Here is a 21,770-nt window from a genome sequence, read left to right on the forward strand (position 1 = left end):
TCACAGCAACACGCCCCGAATGAGGGACGCTGGCAAGTTAGATCGTTGCGACAGAACCTCAAGGCCCTCTTCTCCAATCATCGCATTCATTCCGGATCTGCGCGGAATAATCATACTAAATATGGTACTTGATTTTACAGTATCGGGCAACGTGACACCCCTTGTGAAATTGTATACATACCATACCCGGTCACATTACGAGTAAAACACTTCCGAATCACCTGCGGCCAGCCAGCATTTTGCGTTCTGCATAGACAACAAGTTGGTACATGGCTGTTGCAACTGCAGCAATAATTAACAGACTCGATAATACAAGTGTGAAGTTGAATACCTGAAATCCGTAGATAATGAGATAACCGAGCCCTTGTTTGGCGACCAGAAACTCACCCACAATTACACCCACCCAAGCCATGCCAACATTCACTTTCAAGGTGGATACAATCGCCGGAAAAGAAGCAGGTAATACAACTTTTGTAAAAATCTCGGAACGGTCCCCACCAAACGTACGAATGACTTTAATATAATTGGGATCGACTTCATTGAAGCTGTTATACACCACCAGTGTCGTGATAATGACCGTGATGGACAATGTGGTCATGACAATCGCTGTAAAACCCGCGCCGAACATCACAATAAAGATCGGGCCAAGTGCTACCTTTGGCATACTGTTGAACACAACCATATAGGGGTCCAACACTTTGGACAAAAAAGGAGACCACCAAATTAAAACCGCAAGCAAGGTTCCAACGAGTGTTCCCAATAAAAAACCAACTGCCGTTTCCCCTACGGTTACCCCAACATGTGCCCACAACTCGCCACTAGCGATGTCCTTGCCAATCTGGACAAAAACTTTACTCGGATAACTGAACAACAACACATCAATCCAGCGAAGTCTGCCTGCCACTTCCCATAGCAAAAACATACATACTAGCATAGATAACTGTACGGCAAGCACTTGATGTCGCCATCTGGCCACCTGCTGAATATGATTCCGATGCAGCTGTCCCATCCATTCGTCACGCTTTTCCTGCTTCGGATTCATTGGATTCACGCGTCTTCTTCACCTCCCCCGGACTGATCCAGTTCACTCCACAATGCCTGAAACAACGCATTGAATCCTTCTTGCTCCCTGGCATGAAACGGCTGAGATTTACGAATTCCATCGGGAATGATAAATTCACGACGGATGCGGCCCGGATTGCGATCCAGTACAATGACGCGGTCACTGACCGCAATGGCTTCAGACAAATCATGGGTGACGAGAACAGAAGTTTTGCCAAACTGTTTTAACGTGTCCGAGACCAGATCCTCCAATTGCAGCTTGGTTTGATAATCAAGTGCCGAGAATGGTTCATCCAACAATAAAATTCCCGGATCGGTTGCCAGCGTGCGCACCAGAGCCACTCGCTGTCTCATGCCTCCTGAAAGCTCTGAAGGGTACTGATTCTCTGTTCCGGCCAAGCCCATACTTATCAGCAGTTCCCGTACACGTTCACGACTCCGTTCATCCAATCTGCCTGTCAGTTCAAGACCGATCAATGCGTTATCGAGAATGGTCCGCCATGGAAACAGATAGTCCTGTTGAAGCATATAACCAATCTGTGATGAGGGACCGCCAACGAGTTTCCCTTTAACCTTAACCTCTCCTCGGGTGGGTGTGAGCAGCCCGGCGATGATCGACAACAATGTCGTTTTACCGCATCCACTCGGTCCAACCAGACTGACGAACTCTCCTTTTTGGATCTCCAGACTCAAGTCCTCAATCACCAAGGAAGCTTCCCGCTCACTGACGTATACTTGAGAGATCCCCTCCAGTCGGATCACACTTTCGGATTCAGGCATTCTGCTCACTTCCTTTCCTGAATACCCATTACTTTGATTTCGTGGCTTCTTCCGCATAGGCATTATCCACAATGGCATTCAAATCCACGCGTTCTTTCAACTCTCCCGCAGCACTCATGACATCCAGCAGATTGTTCCACTCTTCCTCATCAATGATCGGGTCCGTTGCATAGCTGCCCTGTTCCTTATAACGGTTTACACTACTGATCAAAATGGCTGAATCGATGTCTTTGAAAAAAGGAGAAATGACCTCCGCAATCTCTTCAGCACTGTGGGAATCTACCCATGCCTGCGCTTTGTGCAGACCATTCGTAAATTTCTGTACGATATCCTTATTGTCATTCAGATAACTCTGTTTCGTCATGAAGACGGTATAAGGCAGACGACCACTTTCTGTTCCAAACGATGCAACAACCTTGCCCCGATCTTCTTGTTCAAAGATGGATGCCTGGGGCTCAAACAGTTGAACATAATCTCCCGTACCTGAGGCGAAAGCAGACGCAATGTTGGCAAAGTCCACATTTTGAATCAGCTCTAGATCACTTTGCGGATCAATGCCATGTTTGTTCAGTGCGAACTCCCCTGCCATTTGCGGCATACCGCCTTTGCGCTGACCGAGAAATGTCGAATCCCTCAGTTGCTCCCAATCGAAGCTACCTTCTGTGTTACGAGCGAACAGAAATGTACCATCCGTCTGGGTGAGCTGGGCAAAGTTAATGACCGGATCTTCCGCTCCCTGCTGATAGACATATATGGACGTCTCCGCTCCTACCAGTGCGATATCCACTGAACCTGCGAGTAATGCCGCCATCGTTTTGTCACCGCCAGCAGTCGTCTGAATATCCACCTCAAGTCCCTGCTCTTCAAAAAAACCTTGAGCCACAGCCACATATTCCGGTGCGTAAAATACCGAACGAGTCACTTCGCCAATCGTAATCTTGGCTTCATTCTCTTCCTTATTACAGCTGGTGAGCGCCACAATGATAATCAGCAGAATAACGATGCCCCGGACGAACCATGGCGTGTATTTCATGTTGTTTCCCTCCTTCACTGGTTTCAGCAGTTTCTCTCTATTATGGATATGCCGATGCCCAACAAAAGGTTAAGAACTTAAATGCAAAAAAGAGCCGGGCAATGATGCCCGACTCTTCAGCTCTTCGAAATGTTATTCAATATGTTATATATGGGTTACCTACAGCTTGTAAATCTCGGCGTATTTGGCTTCCAGATAATCGGCCAGATAATCCGGGTTCAACTCTTCACCCGTTACGGCAACAATCAATTCGGAAGGTGTGCGACTTTTGCCATACCGATAGATCTTGTCTGTAAGCCATTCCTTAATTGGAATCAGATTACCTTCGGCAATAAGAGTATCAAACTCCGGCATTTCCTTGCGCAATGTATGTAGAATTTGAGCTGCATACATATTACCCAGAGAATACGAAGCAAAGTAACCAAAGTCACCACCAGACCAGTGAACATCCTGAAGAACGCCGTCTCCATCATTCGTTGGCATAATACCGAGGTATTCCTTGTATTTTGCATTCCAGGTCTCCGGGAGGTCTTTCACTTCCAGACCATCGTTGAATAACATTTTCTCGATCTCATACCGGATAATAATATGCAGGTTATAGGTCAGTTCATCCGCTTCAATCCGAATGAGTGAACTCTCCACCCGATTGATTGCACGATAGAAATCTTCCAGTTCAACCTCGCTCAGTTGCGGGAAATGCTGCTGCAAATCTTTATAATAACGTGTCCAGAATGGCAGGCTGCGACCAATCATGTTTTCCCAAAGACGGGACTGTGACTCATGAATCCCCATGGACGTTCCTTCGGCAAGAAGGGTACCCGCCAGACTGTCATCAATATTTTGCTCGTACAGGGCATGTCCGCCCTCATGCAGTGAACTGAAGACTGCGCTTGCTACATCATCTTGCAGATAATGTGTTGTGATCCGCACATCACCCGGGTTAAGACCCGTTGCAAAAGGATGAACACTCTCGTCCAATCGTCCAGCTTCAAAGTCATAGCCCATTTGTTCCAAGATGAACAGACTGAATTTTTCCTGCTGTTCGGTGTCAAACAACTGATTCAGGAACTCTGTATTTGGCTTGTTTTCTGAAGCATTGATCTTCTCTTGCAAAGGTACCAAACGTGCTTTGAGGCGAGCGAACACAGCGTCCACTTTCTCAACCGTCAGATCTGGTTCATACATATCAAGCAACGTATCATAACGTGTATCCTTCACACCCCAATAATCAATAAACTCCTGTTTGAGCTTAACGATATCTGTCAGATATGGGGAGAACCCGGCAAAATCACTGTTATGCTTGGCATCTTCCCATGCCGTTTCTGACTTGGCCGTGAGCACGGTATATGCTTGCACTTTCTCAGGCGGTACAGACTGACTGCGATCATATTCTTTCTTGCAATCTTCAACCTGACGACGATCTATATCTTCGAGCTGTTCCAATACCGCTGGAGTCGTTAATGCATCCAGGTAAGTCTTCATGTCAGCCGAGGTTTGCAGCTTGAATGCTTCGGTGGACAACATACCCAGCGTCTCCGAACGTGTCGGAACGCCTTTTTTCGGCGCACCTGTGCGCAGATCCCAGTGAAGCAAACCAATGGCTTCATGATAGCTCTTAATTTTACGAGCCAGATTACGGAAGGATTCCAAATGTTCCTGTGTTTGTTTATCCATTGTTATCGTTCACCTCTTCAAAAAAAATGTTATACCCTATTGATGATACTTTTTGCATTGCGTATAATCAACTTTTAACAGATGAAAATTGCATTGTTCTCCTAAAGATACGTGTTCCAAAAGTCTGGTTTTCATTACCGAGAAGATAGTAATTGAATTTAACTTCGATGCTGATGATGCCCTTAGGCATGATTTGTAATCAAAAGTGGACTTTTTGAACAACCTCTAAAGGGTTCGAGTAATGCCATCTGCTGACCGTGAAATACTATTAAAGCAAAGGCGCGTAGGACAAGCTGCATCATATGCAAGTGGCCGTGCTCGTCGTATTGGATAACAGGAGGCAATGGACATGAACAACATTCAAGAGATTTTGGCTTACAACAAATCATTTGTCGAGACCAAAGAATACGAAAAGTATACGGCTGGCAAGTTTCCAACCAAAAAGATGGTTATCATCACTTGTATGGATACACGTCTGGTGGAATTGCTGCCCAAGGCTATGAACCTGAAAAACGGTGATGTGAAAATCATCAAAAACGCAGGCGCAATTATCTCTCAGCCTTTCGGGAGTGTAATGCGTAGTGTACTTGTCGCCATCTATGAACTGGGTGCAGATGAAGTCCTGGTAGTGGGGCATACGGAATGTGGTATGGCTTCCCTTCACGCAGAAACCATGATTGGACATATGGTAGAGCGTGGTGTATCGGAAGAAGTCATGACTACTCTGGAGAATTCGGGGATCCGTTTGCAAAAATGGTTGCGCGGGTTTGACAGCGTCGAAGAAGGGGTAAAGCATACTGTGGAAGTGATCAAGAAGCATCCTTTACTTCCTCCCAATGTACCCGTCCACGGCATGGTTATCGATTCTGCCACAGGTGAGCTTGATCTTGTCGCTGAGGGGTATAGACAACAGGCATCTCTCTAAATGGTTTGGAGTGCGGACCTTATGGTTCGCACTTTTTTTGTCTAAATTAAGGCAGTTGTTCTGTCAGGTTGTCAAACCATACAGTTTCAGTGTACACTTTTTATGAAAGCGGTCAAAGAAAGTAAAAACGATTGTTCTCTCTGACCTAGCCCTAATATTAAGGAGACATGTGCATGAACATACTTTCCTACGGATTACTCGGGCTGCTTACCCGCGAGGAGTCATCGGGCTATGATCTGATGCTGAAAATCCAGCCTCATTGGCAGGCGAAACACAGCCAGATCTATCCCCTCCTGTCCAAGATGGAAAACGATGAGTTATTGGCCTCCCGCTGGGTACAACAGTCTGACAAACCGGACAAGAAAATGTACGCAGTTACGGAAAAAGGCATTGAAAAGCTCTTGGAATGGATGATTACTCCTGTTACCGCACCGGTTACACGCGATGAATTTAATTTGCGTATTTTGTGTGTTGGCATAGCGGAAGACGGAAGCATGAGACGCATTCTGAATGAGCGTAAAAGCTGGTTCATGGAACGCATACGTTATTTCGAGGATCTGAAGTCACGTATACCTCAGGATAATCTTCGTGTAGGCAACCGAGATTTTGGAAGCTACATCCTGGTACAAAAAGGGTTAATGCACGCACAAACAGGCCTGGAATGGTGTCATTGGGTTACCCAATTGCTTGATGGCCAAGCTGCAATTCAAGACCCAAGTCCAAGCGTTTCGGAAGTTTAATAAAATTTGAAACGTTCCTGCAAGTTGACCGTATTACATGAGTAAGGCCCATTTTTGGGCGATTCAAACAAATTAATCGGGGGGTTACGATCTTTACAATGAAGAAAAAATTTGGATTTAAACATCTAATGATGGTATTTATGGCCTTTACATTATTGTTCGCAACAGTGGGAGTAACGAATCCGGATTCTGCGGATGCAAGACGTGGTGGCGGATTCAAATCCGGTACAAAAAGTTATAGCAATACACCTAAGAAATCCGACTCCAACAGTAACGTGAATAAATCCAATTCCGGTAATAATTCCGGTACTGGTGCAGCTGCAACTCGTGGTGGATTCTTCGGCGGTGGCGGAGGATTCATGAAAGGCATGATGCTTGGTGGTCTTGCTGGTATGATGTTCGGCGGATTGTTCGGTGGCATGGGCGCTCTGGGTAACATCCTTGGATTGCTCGTGAACGTTGCAGCAATTATGTTGATTGTTATGCTGGCTATGGCACTCTTCAGAGCCATCTCCAATCGTCGCAAACCTGCAGCGGATGGTCGTTATGACCGTCGCAATGATCGTGATGACGACCGTAACAGAAACGGACGGTACTAATCTCTATGGTTCTGAGCATGGATGAAATTGTGAATGCAATCTGTATTCATATGGCAGAACGTAAGGGTGTACGTCCAACCGATGTGAATGTAGAACTGAGCTGGGAAGAAGATACAGGTTATTCCGCTGAAGTTTGGATCCAAGGCCGTAGTCAATATCTGGTGGAGTCCAATATGATTGAAGCGATTCTTCGTTACCTGCACAGTGAATACAACATCCGGGCGTACCGTGAGAACGTACGACTTGATCTGGATGAAGAGATCACAGCGATCGTTAATCAATAAGATAGGTCAGTCACTGGCCTGATATACGAAAGACCGCCTCCCCTCTGTCGCCTGACAGAGATGGAAGGCGGTCTTTTTGTTTCTTTATTTGTAGCTTTATTTGTACTCTAATGCAGTCTCTATATGTGTCTGTGTTACATTCTACTTCTTGGAAACTACGATTGAAGTTTAACCAGGCTGTAGTTCTTCTTACCTTTACGGATAATGATGAATTTACCGCCAATGGCGTGTTCTGCCGACACCGTGAATTCAAGCTCCGTGATTTTCTCACCATTCATGGAAATTGCACCTTTGGTGACATCCTCCCGCGCTTGGCGCTTGGATGGCTCCAGACCCAGATCTACGAGCCAATCCACAATATTTTTGGCTTCGCCGTCCGTTTCAAAGGTAGGCATTTCCTTGAAGCCCTGCTCGATTTCGTCTGCGGTCAGGGAACGGATATCACCACTGAACAGCGCCGCTGTAATACGTTTAGCCTGTTCAAGCATTTCTTCGCCGTGTACGAATTTTGTCATTTCTTCCGCAAGTGCTTTCTGTGCTTCACGTCTGTGCGGCTCTGTCTCTACCTTTTCAGCCAAAGCTTCAATTTCTTCTTTGCTCAGGAAGGTAAAGTATTTCAAGTATTTGATCACATCACGGTCATCTGTGTTCGCCCAGAACTGGTAGAATTCAAATGGTGTCGTTTTGTTCGGATCAAGCCAGATTGCGCCGCCAGCTGTTTTACCGAATTTGGTTCCATCGGATTTAAGCATAAGTGGAATGGTCAGACCGTACGCCTTCGCTTCAGATCCTTCTTTTTTACGAATCAGATCAAGACCACTCGTGATATTCCCCCATTGATCGGAACCGCCAATTTGAAGCTGTACATCTTCGTTCTGGAACAGGTGCAGGTAGTCGAGTGATTGAAGAATCTGGTAGGAGAACTCAGTGAACGAGATTCCGCCTTCCAGTCTGCTCGCAACTACATCCTTAGCAAGCATTGTGTTGAGGTTAAAGTTTTTGCCGTAGTCACGCAAGAATTCAATGACATTGATTTTGTGTGTCCAATCGTAGTTGTTCACCATGCGTACCTGATTATCCCCGTCTGTTACGAACAACTTCTTCATCTGCGCGGTCAGTGCATCCACGTTCTCCTGCACTTGCTCCATCGTTTGCAAAGAACGCTCTGCCTGACGACCACTTGGATCACCAATCGTGCCTGTAGCTCCACCAATCAAAATAACCGGACGGTGTCCTGCCAGTTGAAAACGTTTCAGCATCATGAAGGGAATTAAATGTCCGATATGCATGCTATCCCCCGTAGGGTCAACACCGCAGTACAAAGAAACGGACTTCGTTTCAGTCAATTCACGTAATCCCTCTGCATCCGTTTGCTGGTTAATGGCGTCACGCCACTGTAGTTCATCAATAATATTCATTCGTATAACCCCTTTTCTATCCTCAAAATTCAGTCATGATCTACGTTAATTTACAAAAAACACACTGGAACGGCTTTTTTGGACACAAAAAAATCGCCTCCTTGTCTTCATTAGACACAGGGACGATTATCATAACCGTGGTACCACCCAAATTGCATGGATAACACATAACCTTAACACGCTATCCATACCACTTTTGGCAATATATCGTTTGCCCATCCGCTTGGCATTACCCAAGTACTCCAGAGTGTAATTCGCAGCCCTTGTATGTATCAGGTTCCATCAACCCCTGACTTTCTGTAACAGGGACAAAGCCGCTACTGCGCTCTATCAACGTGATTCATGTATTCAATTTATAGCAAGTATAGCCGAACGTTTCAGTCATTGCAAGACCAAGTATTAATCTTCGAACAGAACAACGGATGCGTAGTTGAAACCAGATTATATAATCATCATGTTCAATTTTCCGTGATAATAACCATAGGCTTTCTCCGCGATCTGATCCTCATTGTTCCAAAATTGCTGATCCAGTTCATCTAACTGGTGCTCTTGTTCCTTTGTCAGTAATTTAGGAATGTCCCATAGTTCAGTAAGCCTTTCATCCTCTTTCAGATGCTCAATGCAGCCGTATGGTGACGTTATAATCTCCACAACTTGAGTCGCACCAATGATATGTAATGCCCGCAACGCGTAACGGTATACTTCTTCCCCCCAGTTGCAGAAAAACTGTATAAAACCACCATTAAAGACATCCGCCTCTAACAGCCATAAAGCAGCAACGTCCTGCTCGTTCGAAGTTAACGATGCCCAGCCCTGTTCAGATTCATTCTTTTTTTCGACAAATAACACAGCATAGTCATGCCATACATCATTAATATCTTGCTCACTCACGTTACACACCTCACTTTTCTTTATGCCATGCTCTCTAACTCCTGACGTTTACCCGTCTGATGCCAATGTAAATACGGATCACCGATCTGCTGGAAAGCTTCCTGAACACCCCTGTTCAGTTCCTTCATGACTTCATCTGTATAGTTCAAATGCGTCTGTTTATTATCCACGCCATGTCGTTCCAACAATCCTACATGCGTCGCGGTGAAAATAATATCTTCCAGCAGCCAATAGATGACTTCCTCTGGCTGTTTTACTCGTTTCTCTAACGAGACGAGACCACGTTCGTATATTCGAACAATATACGTATCTTTTCCACACTCTACATAGGGTACACCATCCCATTTAAAGGTCTCAAACAAGCGGTTAACATAGTTCTGCATCTGTTCTCTAGGGAAGAATGTAAGCTTTAAAAGCTGTATAAGGATGTCTGCCAATTGTTGTTTGCTTAACATGTTGGACATGAATGCACCTGCCTCTATAAAAGTAAATCTCTATTTCTCTAATTATTGCATGATAATCTCCGAATTCAATTCCCATGATGGATTTTAACATCGATGACAGAATGAAAAAATGAAAAGACTGCCCAAGGCAGCCTCCTCATTCCATACTGTTCAATCAGGTCCCACAAAAAGTCTGATACGAAGTATTGCATTGTGCAGGTAGTTCGGCATATTCAGCCTGCTCAGGTGAGTATGCGAACGGGTCTGAAAGAACCTTCAAAAGCTTCTGCATCACGCTAAGATCTCCGTGGTTCTCCGCTCGCTCAAGGGCTTCCTCGACCCGATGATTGCGGGGAATGACGGCTGGATTGCTTGTTCTCATCAACTGCCGAGAGACTTCCTTCCCCTCATGCTGTCTTTCCAATCTTGCTTGCCAACGTTCATGCCATTCCGAAAATTCTGTCGAGGCATACATTGTTATCCCTTCCAATGTGTCAATGGTCAACGCCAGGAACGTATTGGTGTAATCCGCACTATGCTTCTCCATGAGTTCGAGGAGATCCTTGATCAGCGCTTCATCTTCGGCTTCTTCATCCAACAAGCCCAGTTTGGCACGCATCCCCTTAAGCCAGTGCTGATGGTACAATTCAGAAAATTGTGCGATAGCATCCTGCGCAAGTTGCACTGCCTGCTCTTCATCTTCATGCAACAACGGCAGAAGTGTCTCGGCAAATCGAGCCAAATTCCACCCGGCAATATAAGGTTGATTGCCATATGCATAGCGACCTTGTCTGTCAATGGAGCTAAATACGGTCCCAGGATTGTAAGCATCCATAAAGGCACATGGACCGTAATCAATGGTCTCACCACTAATGGCCATGTTATCCGTGTTCATCACACCATGAATGAAACCAATACGCTGCCATTGGGCAATGAGAGCCGCCTGCCGTTTAATCACTTCCTGAAGGAGCAAAAGATAACGATTTTCGGCTTGAGCAACCTCGGGGAAATGTCGATGCAACGTGTACTCAGCCAACGCCCGAAGATCTTCAATAGACCCCCATCTTGCTGCGTACTGAAAGGTTGCCACCCTGATGTGACTAGAAGCAACACGGGTCAAGATAGCCCCTGGCCGCTCTGTTTCGCGGATAATGTTTTCACCTGTTGATACCACAGCCAGACTGCGTGTCGTTGGGATCCCCAGTGCATACATTGCTTCACTAATAATATACTCTCGCAACATTGGCCCTACAGCAGCACGTCCATCTCCTCCACGGGAGTAGGGTGTTCTTCCTGAACCTTTCAGCTGGATATCCACTCGCTCGCCCTGTGGCGTAATCTGTTCTCCCAGCAGCAAAGCACGACCATCACCAAGCATGTTAAAATTGCCAAATTGATGTCCTGCATAGGCCTGAGCCAAAGGCTCGGCTCCTTCCGGAATCGAATTACCTGCAAAAATTTGCGCCCCTTCATCACTGTCAAGAGACTCCACATCCAGTCCCAAGCCGGATGCAAGCAGTCTATTGAAAATGATCAGCTTTGGTGATTCAACAGGCACCGCACCCTGACTTGTAAAAAAGGGTTGCGGTAACTGCGCATAACTATTCTCCAAGTTCCACCCTTTGTTCAACGTTTCTTGTTGCATGTGATCACAACTCCTTTTCTGTACCAGAGATATCCCTTGGTTATATTGTAGCCTTGTGAACCAATGCTCATTTATGTAGTCGCATGGAAATTCAATTCAAGAGGATGTTGACTTAAACGAACATCTAAAATGTTCTTGATGAAACTTTAGCATATTTGCATTCCTTTTGCATTCCTCATGAATAGTCACTTTGATAAGGGAACCACCACATTGTTGGTTTCGCGCAAAAAAATCCAAGAAGTTTTTTGGCCAAGTGGAGTCATTTCCTTTCATTCCACTTCCCAGAGAAACCTTCTTGGATCTGTTCCGTTTACCCGATGACATGTATGTTATTACAAGAATTACGTATGTGCTTCCTGAACCTGTACGGGTTGTACAGGCAAGCTTTCTTTTTTGAAACCGAGGTTAAAGAAGACATTGAGCAGGATCGCTGACAGGCTTCCCGTAATAATACCATCACTAACAATAATCCGAATACTTTGAGGAAGCTGGGCAAACAGGTCGGGTACAGCAGTAACACCGAGCCCAAGTGAAACGGAGCAAGCCACGATCAACAGATTGGATTGTTTGCCAAAGTCGACGTTTTGCAGCATTTTGATCCCGGATGAAACAACCATTCCGAACAGGATAACAGTCGCTCCCCCGAGGACAGCACTTGGAATAATGGTTGCAAAAGCAGCTACCTTCGGAATGAGCCCCAGAAAGACCAGAATACCTCCAGCTGCAACAACAACATTGGTCGTTTTCACTTTGGAGAGCTGAACCAAACCAACATTCTGTGCAAATGTATTGTATGGAAAAGCATTGAATATGCCGCCAAGGACAAACGCGAGACCTTCTGCACGATATCCCCGTGCCAGATCGTTTTCGTTGATCGGTTGATCACAGATTTTGCTCAAAGCCATAAATACACCTGTTGATTCGATGATAACCACCGTACCTACAATAATCATTGTAATGATTGGGCCGATTTCGAAGGTAGGCCATCCAAAGTAAAAGGGTTGAGGTAAATGGAACCAGGAGGCTTCCTGTACAGAGGCAAAATTCACTTTTCCCATGATGGCTGCGATGAGGGTTCCCACGATAATTCCAAGGAGAACAGCCAGGGATTTAACAAACCCGCGAGCATATCGATTCAGGATTAGAATAAAAAGTAATACACCAAATGAAAGCGCCAAATTATCCAAACTTCCGAAATTCTCACTGTTTGCTCCACCCGCCATGTTTTTAATGCCGGTTGGGATTAGCGCAAGACCGATAATGGTTACCACTGTACCGATCACGACTGGCGGAAACAATTTGACGATTTTGCTAAAAAATACGGCAAAGATGACGATAAATAACCCCGCTGCGATGATCGACCCATATATGGCAGGAATTCCGTATTGCGATCCAATCGCAATCATCGGTGTCACCGCTACAAAAGAACTTCCGAGCACCGCTGGCAAACCAATCCCCAAGTACTTCCCTTTTCGTGCCTGAAGCCATGTGGCAATCCCACACGTTAACAGGTCAATGGATACCAGATACGCCAACTGCTCTGCAGTCAGATTTAGTGCTCTGCCCACAAGCAAAGGCACCAGAATCGCTCCCGCATACATCGCGAGTACGTGCTGAATCCCCAGTGAAAAAACTCTCATCTTTTTGGTTTCTTTCATCCCACGTTGCCCCCCTGAAATTAGAATCAACAGAACCACTGCAAAATCATGTTATGTTGATTCACATTATATAAATTATTCAGGGAAGTTCCATGATTCATAACATAGAATTGTGATCAGAGATAAAGAGCCCAACTAAAATTGGGCGTGTTATACAAAAGGTACTCTCATACCGATTATTCAGGTTATATTAGTTGACACATAAGGTTGGATAGCCCTCTTTGACTCTCCGAAGAAAAGAAACATGAACGTGAGATTTAACTTCAGTACTTCAATGTTTAATACATATTTCTGAACATCACTTGTTTCATCTTCTCAGCTTGTCAGTTGAGAAGATTGATGTTAAATCGTTGCTCCATTACTTCTCCGTTCTGGTGAACCATCTCCGTAAAAAACACTTCTTCTCTATTCATCAGAACAACGGATGAAGCTCTGGTCCCATAGTCGAATTTTTCACTTTTAACGAAGATGGGAGAAAGCAAACGCTCCCATTCCATTGGAACACCTGTATGGGGGAGAAGCTCATCCACTGAAGGGTCAGCCATTTGCAGCAAAACTAATATTTGTTCTGTCAGGGTAGCTTCGTCCTCCCCTTGGATGATTTTCTCCAGCCCTTCTTTTCCACGTTTTACCTTGGGCCAATCTGTATTGATCAAGTGATTACTAATCCCGTATATTCCCGGTTTCAACTTCATCACAACATTGCCCACATTAGAATAATAATAGAGGTCGTCAGGATCACCCACTAACAAATTGTAGCCAGGAAAATCATTGCGACTTTGCTCCGCACGGTGCATATATTGCTCAGGTGTGGACGTTCCCTTCAAAAAATCAGCAACCAGATCTCCTCTTGAGCCCTTGGCATGTACCTCTTCATTCGGATCACGATAATTCGTAACAGCAGCCAGACGCCCACCTTTGGTTACGCCCATCCAGGTTCCCATTTTCGACAAATCCCGGCCAGCCAATATATGAGGATGGTCTTCCCAATAGTGTGCTTGAGCCGTAGGTCTGTTATAGAATTCATCCCTATTTGATCCCAGTATAAGCGGATACGTTGGATGCATGTTGTAAGCTAATAAAATTAAACACATAGAAATCTTCAACTCCTATATTGGTTAAACCTCTATAATTTCCACTTTATATCGCATAATCAACGACAATTACATCTTCCACCCAACCATCCAGGGAAGCCACAAATGCCTGATGAGCAGGATGCGGGCCATAAGCGCGCAATGCCTCCTGATCTTCAAACGTCACTCGCAAGCCAATTGTGTAACCTTGAATACGGTCCGTTTCTTCCGTGACATTGATCCCTGCGGTCAGCCCGACAATCCCCGGGATTTGATCCTGTAACGCGAGTAATTGGTCCACCAATTCCTGCTGTTTGGTTAATGTGGTTTTATCGTTAAATTTAAAAACAACCAAATGTTCAAACATCTTGTTATTCCTCCTATGTCCATTCGAATAGTAAATGTAATTTCGTTAAATGAAGTCAATTCAACAATTCCAATCCGCCCATCATATAGGGGACCACTCTGTTGGCTAATTCAACCGGAGATTCCTGCCCGCCTTCAATATTCCATCGATACGTCATTCCATAGATCGACCAGCTTAGCATCGTTGCAGTAATTTTCAGCGTTTTGTGATCTACATCCCCCGCTACTTTACTCATTAATTCAAGAAGGAATTGCTCCAGCTGTGTCTTGATGTTTTCTTCAATAATTGGTGCAACTGTCTCATATTTTTTGATGCATCCATTACTTGAGACGTGATAATCACATAATGAAAATATAAGCTGCTCTATGGTTTCGGCTGATAACCGGGCATCCGGGTCCACCCTTTTGGTTACATATTCCATAAAAGCATCCGATAACAAGGCTTCAAGCAGTGCATATTTATCCTGAAAATGGGCGTAAAATGTAGCCCTGTTAATTGTGGCTTGTTCTGTAATGTTTTGAATCGTAATGCTGTTGAAATTTTTAAGATTCAATTGGTTTAAAAACGCATCCAGAATTAATTGACGCGTGCGAATTACACGCGGATCATTCGAGTTTGGAGACAATACACCAGACATGTCCCAATCCTCCTTTGTACACAAAATATTTGGTTAGACTCCTTCATTATAGATAAGTGTTATTTGTTCAACAAGTGAAAGTGGGTGCACAGACATCATACAATAATCAGTGTCTTTCGCTTAAGCAACAAAATGCTCCGATTGTTGGTTGAGCACGCCTATACACCTTGTTAAGATTGCACTCGTACCCGCTTGAAGGTGCATAATAATGGAGGTGCTTAGTTTGAGTAATCAACAACATAACGTTATTTCTACGGAGTTTCTGTTCCAACCATACACTGTTCAAAAATTAACCCTGTCCTCACGCATCGTCATGTCCCCCATGGCTCGTGCCTTCTCCCCGGATGGTGTCCCTGGCCCCGATGTAGCCGCATATTATCGTCGGCGTGCCAAGCATGGTGTTGGACTCATTATTACCGAAGGTGCGACCATTGAGCATCCATCAGCATCAAGTGAGCCTAGAATCCCTCATATGTATGGAGAAGCAGCTCTTCAAGGCTGGGCTGAAGTGGTCGAACAAGTCCATGAAGCCGGCGGCAAGATTTTTCCGCAGATTTTACACATGGGAATCGTTCGTCCTTCAGGATCTAACCCACACCCGGAAGCTGCATCACTGAGTCCATCGGGAGTTGATATGGAAGGTACGCAAGTAGGTGCGCCTATGACGGAGACAGAGATCGCAACGGTGATTCAAGCTTATGCTGATGCAGCAGTTAATGCGCAACGCATCGGTTTTGACGGAATTGAGCTTCACGGTGCACACGGGTTTCTGATCGATCAGTTTTTCTGGAAAACAACGAATAGGAGAACGGATCGCTATGGCGGTGACCTTCAAAAACGAACTCAATTCGCGGTTGAACTTGTCATGGCAGTTCGTGCTGCGGTAGGTCCTGATTTCCCTATTGCGATGCGGATTTCCCAATGGAAGATGAATGATTATCAAGCCAGACTGTTCGAAACCCCCGAACAATTGGAACAATTCCTTCGTTTGTTAGTTGACGCAGGTGTAGATATCTTTCACTGCTCGACACGACGCTTCTGGGAGCCCGAGTTCGAAGGATCTGATCTTGGATTTGCAGGTTGGGTAAGAAAACTGAGTGGCCGAACCACAATTACCGTTGGTTCTGTGGGTATGCCAGATGAGCCTGAAGCAGGAGCAGATGAAACAACACATCCAGGTATGGGCGAACTCATGAAGCGATATGAGCAGCAGGAATTTGATCTGGTAGCTGTGGGACGTGCACTCCTTGGCGATCCGGCATGGGCTGCCAAAATACGTGAAGGACGCGTATCCGAGATACAGGCTTTTACACCTGAAGCACTCGCTACGTTACACTAAGAACAATTTCTTATTGTTCAAGAGATTTTTTCTCCCCTATATATAGGTTTGAACTCATAAATAAACTATACTAAGCAAAGGGCTCGCTTTCCTCCGGGATTGCGGGTATTTTGTTTTTAGAGATATCTGTCCGTTTAAACACTTCGAGCAATAGCAATATCGTTCAAGAAAATTCCTTCTTTGCAACCTATAATGACCTTAACATACCAGAAAGAAGGTGCATCATGACTCGGGAAGTCCGGACTGTCGTTTTTGATACCGACTTACATCTAGAAGCTTATCAATTTGAAGGCATTATGCAGAAGTTTCCCAATCATTTTCATGACTATTACGTCATTGGATTTATTGAACAAGGCAAGCGACACCTCGTCTGCAACAACGAAGAATACATTTTGAATAGTGGTGATATGATTGTTTTTAATCCACATGATCCACATGCCTGCGAACAGGTCGATGGCAGAACCCTCGATTATCGCTGTATCAACGTCCAGCCTGAGGTTATGCGAGAGTATGCGAGAGAGATTACTGGACAAGCTTACTTGCCACGGTTTACATCCCCCGTTCTCTACCAAAGTGAACTTGTGGGTTCCTTGCACGAGCTGCATCAGATGATTCTGGAAGAGCAATCGGATTTCTGCAAAGAAGAATTATTACTCTTACTACTGGATCAATTGCTGCGAGATTATTCGGATGCTGAACCGCCTGTATCCACGCAGGATGTAACCACAGAGGTCAGGCACATATGTGATTACATAGAAGCGCATTACATGGAGAGCATTTCGCTGAACGAGTTAGCCGATTTGACGGAGATGAGTAAGTATCACCTGCTGCGTTTATTCACTCGCCAGAAAGGGATAACCCCTTACCGCTACCTGGAAACCATTCGCATTAATCAAGCTAAACGTCTGCTGGGACAAGGCCTGCTTCCGATTGAAGTAGCCGCACAGACCGGATTCAGTGACCAGAGCCATTTCACGAATTTTTTCAAAAAACTGATCGGCCTGACGCCGAAGCAATATAGACGTATCTTCAACCATGATGCGGAATTGAAACGAACTATAGATAACCTCGTATGACGAGTCATCATAACACCAATGCCGCTACCGGACATTTGCTCGCCTTATTTACCATATTGATCTGGGGAACTACCTTTGTCTCGACGAAGGTCCTGTTGATTGATTTCACTCCTGTAGAAATTTTATTTTTTCGCTTTCTGATCGGCTATTTGGTACTCGTACTAATCTATCCGCGTTCACTGCGGACCGCCTCATTCAGAGAAGAATGGTTATTTATCGGAGCAGGAATATGTGGAGTAACTCTATATTTTCTCATTGAAAATATTGCACTGGTGTATACGACTGCTTCCAACGTGGGTGTTATTGTCTCCATTGCCCCGTTCTTCACTGCCGTGCTCGCACATTTCTTCTTAGATGGTGAGAAGTTAACTCGCCGCTTCATTATCGGATTCGGGATTGCCTTGAGCGGCATCCTACTTATCGCACTGAACGGCAGTTTCATTCTGCAACTGAATCCGATAGGTGATCTACTTGCTTTCATAGCACCTGCGGTATGGGCGATCTACTCTGTGTTAATGCGGAAAATTGGCGAACTTTGTTATCACACCATTGGTGCGACCCGCAAGGTATTCTTCTATGGCCTGATCTTCATGCTGCCAGCTCTATTCCTGTTTGAATTCCATTGGGAACTCGGACGCTTCACGAACATGACCAATCTCTCCAATATTCTCTACCTCGGTCTGGGTGCCTCCGCGCTGTGTTTCGTGACCTGGAACCAGGCTGTGAATCTTCTCGGAGCTATCAAAACGAGTGTATATATCTATCTGGTACCTGTCATTACTGTCGTGTCATCTGCACTCATTCTTCGGGAACAGATCACTTGGGTGATTGTAATTGGGGCGTTCTTAACCCTATTTGGCTCTTACATTTCAGAGCGCAAAGGACACAAGCTTAACAACAAAAACACTAATCCGCATAGGGGTTAGTGTTTGCTTCATTTTTCACTGATATATCGTGGTTGGCCACCGTTGACATGCGCAGAATTCATTCATTTTATCTCATTTAATTGAGACATCAGAATCTCCAGTTCCTCTTGCTCCAGATGACGCCATTGTCCCCGCTCCAGTTGATCCAGCGTAATATTCATAATTCGCACGCGCTCCAGCTTCAGGACTCGGTACCCCAAGGCTTTGCACATTCTGCGGATCTGCAGATTGAGACCCTGTGTCAGAATAATACGAAATACATTGTCACTTTGCCTATACACTTCGCAGGGCTTGGTCACCACGTCCAGAATTTCAACGCCTTCAGACATGGACTTTACAAATTCGTCAGTTACGGGTTTGTCTAAAGTCACTACATATTCTTTATCATGATTATGCTCCGAACGCATCATCTTGTTCACAATGCCTCCGTCATTCGTAAGCAAAATCAACCCCTCAGATGCCTTATCCAGCCTGCCTATCGCAAATATGCGAGAAGGATAATTCATATATTGAATGATGTTCCCCTTCACATGTTCTGCTGCTGTGCAGACAATACCGATGGGTTTATTCAGAGCAATGTAGACAGGTTCGCTGTCATTACGAGGAATCTGCTTGCCATCAATGAGTACCACATCGTTAGGTTCAACTTCCGCCCCTTTTTCACATATCCTGCCATTGATCGTTATGCGTCCGGCTGCAATTAAACGGTTCGTTTCCCTGCGGGAGCAGAATCCCGTTTCACTTATGTATTTGTTAATTAACATGTGTCACCACTTCTCATCTATAGTATTGCCACTGGTGCTTAGAGTGCTGGTACGTTCATTCGCTTCGTGCAATGAGTTAGTACCTTGTACTGATTTTCATTCCACATCATCTCATTTATACTGAAACGAAGCAATGAATGGTTATATAAAAACACATACAACGTTACCTAGGAAAGCCAAAATACACACTGGAAGGAGTTTCTCATGTACAAAGTTACTCGATTTATAGTTGACCCCGATGATCCAATCCAAAACTCTGGCATGTGGATTGGTGGAGAAATGGCATACGTTGCAGACTGGCCTCTCAACCCTGAGGGGCAGCCTTTATTACATCTGTTCTCCATCAATTGCAATACACTTTCACAGCAGGTCCATATCCCTTCTTTACCACAAGATAAATATATCTCGGTCTTCTCAACCTACTCCGCCTCCGAATACTTTCTGGATCAGGTAACCTATACGGGAGATGAGCTGGAATGGAACGAGAATATTCTCGCCGGATGCACTTATGTCTCGGTAACTTCGCATCCACTCACTTCCGTATGTCCCGTTCCACCCATTCCGTTAAGCCGCGTACGTTTGATTGAAATGGAGTTAGACGATCAGGAATTCCCTGCATTCTCATTTTTCTCTCCCAATTTACCAAACGGTGTGAAAGGAATTGACCATCTGCTAGAGGAACATCAACTGGTGTGTCAAATATATTCCGGAGATTTTCCTGAGCCTTATCGGGATATATTGGGTCTTCCCGATGCAAACGGTTATTTATTTTTGCGAAGTGGTCCGGCGTCTGTTCACGCACCATTCGATGGAATTTTCTTTGTACAGACTGCTTAATAGCGATACGTGGAAGTCAGGTATCATCATATAAAACGGCTAATCAGAACGTTTCCCGTCTACTCAGACAGGGAACGTTTTTTTATATATGCACGTTTTACTATTCTCGATCAATACAGATGCCAAACCCTGTTAAAAGGTCATATGGATTGGATCATATGTATCCTTTCGACACGAAATCGTTTTAGAAAAAAATATAACACAAAAAATATTTCCAACCTTCAAAACTTAACATTATTTTACAATAAAAAGCATGTACATTTGGGCATTTATGGTATAAGTTATATATGAAATAAACATTAATTACATAATATAAAATTTTTATCCAACTAGGAGGTGGGCTTTTGAAAAGAATATTCGCTCTAAGCTGTGGTTTTTATCTGTTAATCGGCATAACCAGCGTTGTGCTCGGTGCACTTCTCCCTGTTTTATTGTCACATTATGAACGCGGTTACAGTGATGGCGGATTTTTGTTGTTTCTGCAGTTTCTTGGATTTCTTGTCGGTGTAATTGTAGCTCCTGCCCTGACAGCCCGTATCGGAAGAAAAGCTATGCTGACCCTTGCCCTGATCTGTATTGTAGCCGCTTATACATTACTCGGTTTTTTACCATCCTGGTCTGTAGTTCTTCTTCTCACGATTATCGTAGGTTTCGGTTCAGGTATCATCGAACCCTCTGTAGGTGCATTCACAATCGAATTCACTGAGAATCAAAAGGCGGTCGCCATGTCCAAGCTGGATGTCTTCTTTGCTCTTGGAGCACTTCTCATCCCGGCTGTTGCTGCTTTATTCATCTGGATGGATCTGTGGCATCTTACTTTTTATACGGTGGCCGTGTTGTCACTGGTTCTCATGCTGCTGTGGATCACTATGCCCCGGCCAGCCGCACTTTATCTGGAACAGGCTGGCGAGAATACAGTGACACATGCAGCAGGTAAAGCCCAATATTCGAGAAAACATCTGGGTCTGCTGACGATCTTTGTCATCTTCTTTTTCATCTACATGGGATTGGAATTGGGATTGATGAACTTCCTGCCCTCCATACTCGTAGAACGACTGCAACTTCAGGAATCTGTCGCATCGCTAAGTGTCTCCATCCTGTGGATTGCGATGATCATCGGTCGTCTTTTCTCCGGAAAAATAGCCGAATCGGTCAACTATATGCCTTTCCTGATCTGGAGTACGGTTGGCACGCTTTTGTTTACGGTCGCTATGGTATTTGTAACTGGACAGTGGGCAACGTATGTGCTCATCTTCGGAACCGGTCTGTTCATGTCAGGGCTGTTCTGTATCGCACTGGTCTACGCAAATGTTCTGATTCCCGGTATGACCGAGCGGACAACCAGTATCCTGATCGCATCGGGTGGTATTGGAGGTGCCATCTTGCAGTATGTGACTGGATGGAGTATGAGTACAGGACCTGTCGTGAATACAATCTGGATTTTGGCTGGATTCTGTCTGATCCTGCTGCTCACATTGATGGTCTCTCATCTATGGACTGTAAAAAATAATGCAGTACGTGCTGCTCTCGCACAACATAGCAAGGAAATGTAAACATCCTTTCTTAAGGGAGGTGATGCCCGCATCATCCGGGATTGTT

At 44.9% G+C, this 21,770-nt stretch carries 23 protein-coding genes and 1 other annotated feature; of the genes, 9 read left to right on the forward strand and 14 right to left on the reverse strand.

The features are described from left to right. The 5 genes from F0220_RS32545 to F0220_RS17995 form a co-directional block, all read right to left on the reverse strand. Complete coding sequence (locus tag F0220_RS32545; protein ID WP_167544411.1) at positions 1 to 150, reverse strand: hypothetical protein; 150 nt, start codon at positions 148 to 150, stop codon at positions 1 to 3. Positions 151 to 217: 67 nt separating this feature from the next. Next, positions 218 to 1,009, reverse strand: coding sequence for an ABC transporter permease (locus F0220_RS17980; protein WP_373419790.1), 792 nt, complete (start codon positions 1,007 to 1,009; stop codon positions 218 to 220). A 38-nt stretch (positions 1,010 to 1,047) separates the two neighbouring features. Then, a complete protein-coding gene (locus tag F0220_RS17985; protein WP_091011947.1) occupies positions 1,048 to 1,842 on the reverse strand; it encodes an ABC transporter ATP-binding protein in 795 nt (264 codons plus the stop codon). Between the two features lie 28 nt (positions 1,843 to 1,870). Beyond that, the gene (locus F0220_RS17990; RefSeq protein ID WP_091011946.1) at positions 1,871 to 2,875 is read right to left on the reverse strand and encodes an ABC transporter substrate-binding protein; all 1,005 of its coding nucleotides are present in this window, start codon (positions 2,873 to 2,875) and stop codon (positions 1,871 to 1,873) included. A 159-nt stretch (positions 2,876 to 3,034) separates the two neighbouring features. Then, a complete protein-coding gene (locus F0220_RS17995) occupies positions 3,035 to 4,549 on the reverse strand; it encodes a carboxypeptidase M32 (protein ID WP_091011944.1) in 1,515 nt (504 codons plus the stop codon). Positions 4,550 to 4,898: 349 nt separating this feature from the next. Between F0220_RS17995 and F0220_RS18000 the strand changes: the two genes are divergently transcribed. The 4 genes from F0220_RS18000 to F0220_RS18015 all read left to right on the forward strand — a co-directional run bounded on the left by F0220_RS18000 (position 4,899) and on the right by F0220_RS18015 (position 7,097). Continuing rightward, positions 4,899 to 5,474: a beta-class carbonic anhydrase gene (locus F0220_RS18000; RefSeq protein WP_105599250.1), complete on the forward strand. Its 576-nt coding sequence runs from the start codon at positions 4,899 to 4,901 to the stop codon at positions 5,472 to 5,474. A gap of 173 nt (positions 5,475 to 5,647) precedes the next feature. Further along, positions 5,648 to 6,214, forward strand: coding sequence for a PadR family transcriptional regulator (locus F0220_RS18005; RefSeq protein ID WP_091011941.1), 567 nt, complete (start codon positions 5,648 to 5,650; stop codon positions 6,212 to 6,214). Between the two features lie 98 nt (positions 6,215 to 6,312). Then, a complete protein-coding gene (locus tag F0220_RS18010; RefSeq protein WP_091011940.1) occupies positions 6,313 to 6,813 on the forward strand; it encodes a hypothetical protein in 501 nt (166 codons plus the stop codon). A 5-nt stretch (positions 6,814 to 6,818) separates the two neighbouring features. Then, on the forward strand, positions 6,819 to 7,097 hold the full coding sequence (locus F0220_RS18015; RefSeq protein ID WP_017687903.1) for a YxcD family protein: 279 nt from the start codon (positions 6,819 to 6,821) through the stop codon (positions 7,095 to 7,097). Between the two features lie 155 nt (positions 7,098 to 7,252). Here F0220_RS18015 and tyrS read toward each other — a convergent pair whose 3' ends face one another. The 8 genes from tyrS to F0220_RS18055 all read right to left on the reverse strand — a co-directional run bounded on the left by tyrS (position 7,253) and on the right by F0220_RS18055 (position 15,229). Next, positions 7,253 to 8,515, reverse strand: coding sequence for a tyrosine--tRNA ligase (tyrS, locus tag F0220_RS18020; RefSeq protein WP_091011938.1), 1,263 nt, complete (start codon positions 8,513 to 8,515; stop codon positions 7,253 to 7,255). Between the two features lie 115 nt (positions 8,516 to 8,630). Next, positions 8,631 to 8,858 (reverse strand) — a binding site (T-box leader). 98 nt (positions 8,859 to 8,956) lie between these two features. Continuing rightward, the gene (locus F0220_RS18025) at positions 8,957 to 9,406 is read right to left on the reverse strand and encodes a DMP19 family protein (protein WP_105599251.1); all 450 of its coding nucleotides are present in this window, start codon (positions 9,404 to 9,406) and stop codon (positions 8,957 to 8,959) included. A 20-nt stretch (positions 9,407 to 9,426) separates the two neighbouring features. Beyond that, positions 9,427 to 9,870 (reverse strand): Imm63 family immunity protein, encoded by a 444-nt coding sequence (locus F0220_RS18030; protein ID WP_105599252.1) that lies wholly within the window; start codon positions 9,868 to 9,870, stop codon positions 9,427 to 9,429. A 154-nt stretch (positions 9,871 to 10,024) separates the two neighbouring features. After that, entirely contained in the window at positions 10,025 to 11,494 is a 1,470-nt protein-coding gene (locus F0220_RS18035) for a protein adenylyltransferase SelO (protein WP_105599253.1), read from the reverse strand. Between the two features lie 341 nt (positions 11,495 to 11,835). Further along, complete coding sequence (locus tag F0220_RS18040; protein WP_105599254.1) at positions 11,836 to 13,152, reverse strand: nucleobase:cation symporter-2 family protein; 1,317 nt, start codon at positions 13,150 to 13,152, stop codon at positions 11,836 to 11,838. A gap of 323 nt (positions 13,153 to 13,475) precedes the next feature. Then, on the reverse strand, positions 13,476 to 14,246 hold the full coding sequence (locus F0220_RS18045; protein ID WP_105599255.1) for an NRDE family protein: 771 nt from the start codon (positions 14,244 to 14,246) through the stop codon (positions 13,476 to 13,478). Between the two features lie 46 nt (positions 14,247 to 14,292). Continuing rightward, positions 14,293 to 14,592, reverse strand: coding sequence for a Dabb family protein (locus F0220_RS18050; RefSeq protein WP_105599256.1), 300 nt, complete (start codon positions 14,590 to 14,592; stop codon positions 14,293 to 14,295). A 55-nt stretch (positions 14,593 to 14,647) separates the two neighbouring features. After that, positions 14,648 to 15,229 (reverse strand): TetR/AcrR family transcriptional regulator, encoded by a 582-nt coding sequence (locus F0220_RS18055; RefSeq protein ID WP_091011927.1) that lies wholly within the window; start codon positions 15,227 to 15,229, stop codon positions 14,648 to 14,650. 223 nt (positions 15,230 to 15,452) lie between these two features. Here F0220_RS18055 and F0220_RS18060 point away from each other — a divergent pair, with 223 nt between their 5' ends. The 3 genes from F0220_RS18060 (at position 15,453) to F0220_RS18070 (ending at position 18,570) form a co-directional block, all read left to right on the forward strand. Then, positions 15,453 to 16,568: an NADH:flavin oxidoreductase gene (locus F0220_RS18060; protein ID WP_223199725.1), complete on the forward strand. Its 1,116-nt coding sequence runs from the start codon at positions 15,453 to 15,455 to the stop codon at positions 16,566 to 16,568. Between the two features lie 224 nt (positions 16,569 to 16,792). Next, a complete protein-coding gene (locus tag F0220_RS18065; RefSeq protein WP_105599258.1) occupies positions 16,793 to 17,644 on the forward strand; it encodes an AraC family ligand binding domain-containing protein in 852 nt (283 codons plus the stop codon). After that, positions 17,641 to 18,570, forward strand: a complete 930-nt coding sequence (locus F0220_RS18070) for a DMT family transporter (protein WP_105599259.1) — start codon at positions 17,641 to 17,643, stop codon at positions 18,568 to 18,570. Before F0220_RS18065 ends, F0220_RS18070 begins: the two co-directional genes overlap by 4 nt. Before the next feature lie 62 nt (positions 18,571 to 18,632). Here F0220_RS18070 and F0220_RS18075 read toward each other — a convergent pair whose 3' ends face one another. After that, the gene (locus F0220_RS18075; protein WP_105599260.1) at positions 18,633 to 19,334 is read right to left on the reverse strand and encodes a pseudouridine synthase; all 702 of its coding nucleotides are present in this window, start codon (positions 19,332 to 19,334) and stop codon (positions 18,633 to 18,635) included. Between the two features lie 204 nt (positions 19,335 to 19,538). Between F0220_RS18075 and F0220_RS18080 the strand changes: the two genes are divergently transcribed. Beyond that, on the forward strand, positions 19,539 to 20,171 hold the full coding sequence (locus tag F0220_RS18080) for a DUF1963 domain-containing protein (protein ID WP_091011919.1): 633 nt from the start codon (positions 19,539 to 19,541) through the stop codon (positions 20,169 to 20,171). Between the two features lie 344 nt (positions 20,172 to 20,515). Beyond that, positions 20,516 to 21,724 carry an MFS transporter gene (locus tag F0220_RS18085; RefSeq protein WP_091020557.1) on the forward strand — a complete coding sequence of 403 codons (1,209 nt, stop codon included), beginning with the start codon at positions 20,516 to 20,518 and terminating at the stop codon, positions 21,722 to 21,724. Positions 21,725 to 21,770: the final 46 nt, after the last annotated feature.

Source organism: Paenibacillus sp. 37, assembly GCF_008386395.1.
GTDB lineage: Bacteria > Bacillota > Bacilli > Paenibacillales > Paenibacillaceae > Paenibacillus > Paenibacillus amylolyticus_B.

Excerpts from the sequence above, each read along its gene's own strand:
- F0220_RS17980 (WP_373419790.1), bottom strand. The coding sequence starts at position 1,009 with ATGGGACAGCTGCATCGGAATCATATTCAGCAGGTGGCCAGATGGCGA.
- F0220_RS17985 (WP_091011947.1), bottom strand. The coding sequence starts at position 1,842 with ATGCCTGAATCCGAAAGTGTGATCCGACTGGAGGGGATCTCTCAAGTA.
- F0220_RS17990 (WP_091011946.1), bottom strand. The coding sequence starts at position 2,875 with ATGAAATACACGCCATGGTTCGTCCGGGGCATCGTTATTCTGCTGATT.
- F0220_RS17995 (WP_091011944.1), bottom strand. The coding sequence starts at position 4,549 with ATGGATAAACAAACACAGGAACATTTGGAATCCTTCCGTAATCTGGCT.
- F0220_RS18000 (WP_105599250.1), top strand. The coding sequence starts at position 4,899 with ATGAACAACATTCAAGAGATTTTGGCTTACAACAAATCATTTGTCGAG.
- F0220_RS18005 (WP_091011941.1), top strand. The coding sequence starts at position 5,648 with ATGAACATACTTTCCTACGGATTACTCGGGCTGCTTACCCGCGAGGAG.
- F0220_RS18010 (WP_091011940.1), top strand. The coding sequence starts at position 6,313 with ATGAAGAAAAAATTTGGATTTAAACATCTAATGATGGTATTTATGGCC.
- F0220_RS18015 (WP_017687903.1), top strand. The coding sequence starts at position 6,819 with ATGGTTCTGAGCATGGATGAAATTGTGAATGCAATCTGTATTCATATG.
- tyrS (WP_091011938.1), bottom strand. The coding sequence starts at position 8,515 with ATGAATATTATTGATGAACTACAGTGGCGTGACGCCATTAACCAGCAA.
- F0220_RS18030 (WP_105599252.1), bottom strand. The coding sequence starts at position 9,870 with ATGTCCAACATGTTAAGCAAACAACAATTGGCAGACATCCTTATACAG.
- F0220_RS18035 (WP_105599253.1), bottom strand. The coding sequence starts at position 11,494 with ATGCAACAAGAAACGTTGAACAAAGGGTGGAACTTGGAGAATAGTTAT.
- F0220_RS18040 (WP_105599254.1), bottom strand. The coding sequence starts at position 13,152 with ATGAAAGAAACCAAAAAGATGAGAGTTTTTTCACTGGGGATTCAGCAC.
- F0220_RS18045 (WP_105599255.1), bottom strand. The coding sequence starts at position 14,246 with ATGTGTTTAATTTTATTAGCTTACAACATGCATCCAACGTATCCGCTT.
- F0220_RS18050 (WP_105599256.1), bottom strand. The coding sequence starts at position 14,592 with ATGTTTGAACATTTGGTTGTTTTTAAATTTAACGATAAAACCACATTA.
- F0220_RS18055 (WP_091011927.1), bottom strand. The coding sequence starts at position 15,229 with ATGTCTGGTGTATTGTCTCCAAACTCGAATGATCCGCGTGTAATTCGC.
- F0220_RS18065 (WP_105599258.1), top strand. The coding sequence starts at position 16,793 with ATGACTCGGGAAGTCCGGACTGTCGTTTTTGATACCGACTTACATCTA.
- F0220_RS18070 (WP_105599259.1), top strand. The coding sequence starts at position 17,641 with ATGACGAGTCATCATAACACCAATGCCGCTACCGGACATTTGCTCGCC.
- F0220_RS18075 (WP_105599260.1), bottom strand. The coding sequence starts at position 19,334 with ATGTTAATTAACAAATACATAAGTGAAACGGGATTCTGCTCCCGCAGG.
- F0220_RS18080 (WP_091011919.1), top strand. The coding sequence starts at position 19,539 with ATGTACAAAGTTACTCGATTTATAGTTGACCCCGATGATCCAATCCAA.